The 1,612-nt window shown below is 64.6% G+C and carries 2 protein-coding genes; both read right to left on the reverse strand.

The window, feature by feature from the left end:
- A partial coding sequence (locus ABD323_RS40945) for a WXG100-like domain-containing protein (RefSeq protein ID WP_344447189.1) occupies positions 1 to 690 on the reverse strand: 690 nt, incomplete at its 3' end.
- Positions 691 to 794: 104 nt separating this feature from the next.
- On the reverse strand, positions 795 to 1,178 hold the full coding sequence (locus ABD323_RS40950) for a WXG100 family type VII secretion target (RefSeq protein ID WP_184921618.1): 384 nt from the start codon (positions 1,176 to 1,178) through the stop codon (positions 795 to 797).
- Between the last annotated feature and the right edge of the window lie 434 nt (positions 1,179 to 1,612).

Below are 1,612 nucleotides of genomic sequence, written 5' to 3' on the forward strand. Positions count from 1 at the left end.
CACCCCGTCCCGCAACGCCTCCGTGAAAGTCTGCCCCGAGTTCTTGGCCGCGGTCACGAACTCCTCCGCGCCCGCCTTCCCCGTCCGCCCCAGGTCATACCCGTCCTGCGCACCGAAACCCTGATTCACCGTCTGCGCGATCAGATCACTGATCATCGCCTGAACCGCCGAAACCACCGGCTCCTTCAACGTCTCCAGGATCGCCTCCACCAAGGCGTCCCGAAGCTCCTTCAACAACCGACGAACAATCATCTTCGTCGCCTGCACCGCACCAGCCGCACCCAGCTCCGACAACCCCAGCGTGAACGGCGCAGCCGCCTGAGCAGCGATGATCTCCACCGCCAGCACCACCAACTGCGCAATCACCGCGATCTTGCACGCGATCACGATCATCGCCGCCGCATCGAACGCCGCCGCGATCAACCGCGACGCCGTCGCCGCATCCGCCAGATACCCGTCACTGCCCCCGGCCGAGAACTTCTCCCACGCCTTGCCGAACGCCTCGATCGAATCACCCGAGTTCGCCGAACGCACATTGTTCGCCGCACCCGCCGCCCGATAGTGCAACTCATCGACCGTGTCCGCGAAATCCCGCCACACCTGCGCGGACTCCATGAGCTTGTCCTCGTCAGCCTTCGGCCAATCGAAGCCGAGCATCTCCAGGACCCACTCAACACTGTCCGGCAACATCAGCGACACTTCGTCAAACCCCCAGTAATGACGAGCACTTCACGACAACACGAAGAAGAGACCCACCGAACAGACAGCCACAACACCCACGCCCGAACGGCGCGTCAGATCACCTGCGGCCGGTGCAACGCACCGATCCGACTTCCGACCGTCCCCTGCGAACCCTCCAGCGTCCGGAACGAACCGTCCGTCGTCGACTCGTTCGCCTCGTGGTTGGCCGCCATGCCCTCCAACTTGTGCCCGATCTCACCGATCCGGGTCCCCAAGGAGGCCATCGACTCCTTCATGCCGTCCCGCAGACCCTCGTAGACGACACCGAACTTCTCACCCAAGTCGTCGTCACCCCACGGCGGAGTGTCGCCCTTCTCCAGGGCCTCCAACTTCGCCGACAAGTCCTTCACCGCAGCCGAGAAATCCTCACCGACCGCCGCCATGCTCTTCCCCTCAGCCCGAAGACTGACCGGGTCCACCACGATCTGCTGCGACATCTCCGCCCCCTGCTGTGCCCTGGACTGTCCTGCTCGGCATCCCCGGCGCCAACTGAATGAGCAGCAACAGCATCGCTCATCAGATCATAAGACCTCACAGTTGGCTGTGCTCGTACCGTATCGACCTTGCAACAGCTCGGTGCACCGAGGATCGGACGGCGCCGACAGAGCGCCTGCTCGACCAGTGACGAACCGGCACAGCGTCAGCTCGCCACCCCACACCGGGACATGGCCGCCTGTACGCAACTCCCTGACGCTGTTTTTCACCGAGGTACGCGACGAGCAACGACCTGCGCGCGCTGGAGCCTGCCACCCCGGAGGCGCCCTCGCGGACCTGGCCCGGCCGTTCAGTCCCGGACGGAGAGCGGACCGCGCAGCTCGACGCGCAGGCGGATCGAGAGGTCGACCGGAAGTCCCAGCTGGGAGTATCGAAT

Origin of the sequence: Kitasatospora nipponensis, from assembly GCF_039528135.1 — a bacterium.
Classification (GTDB): Bacteria; Actinomycetota; Actinomycetes; order Streptomycetales; family Streptomycetaceae; genus Kitasatospora; species Kitasatospora nipponensis.

Coding starts and splice junctions, on each gene's coding strand:
- ABD323_RS40950 (WP_184921618.1), bottom strand. CDS start 1,178: ATGTCGCAGCAGATCGTGGTGGACCCGGTCAGTCTTCGGGCTGAGGGG.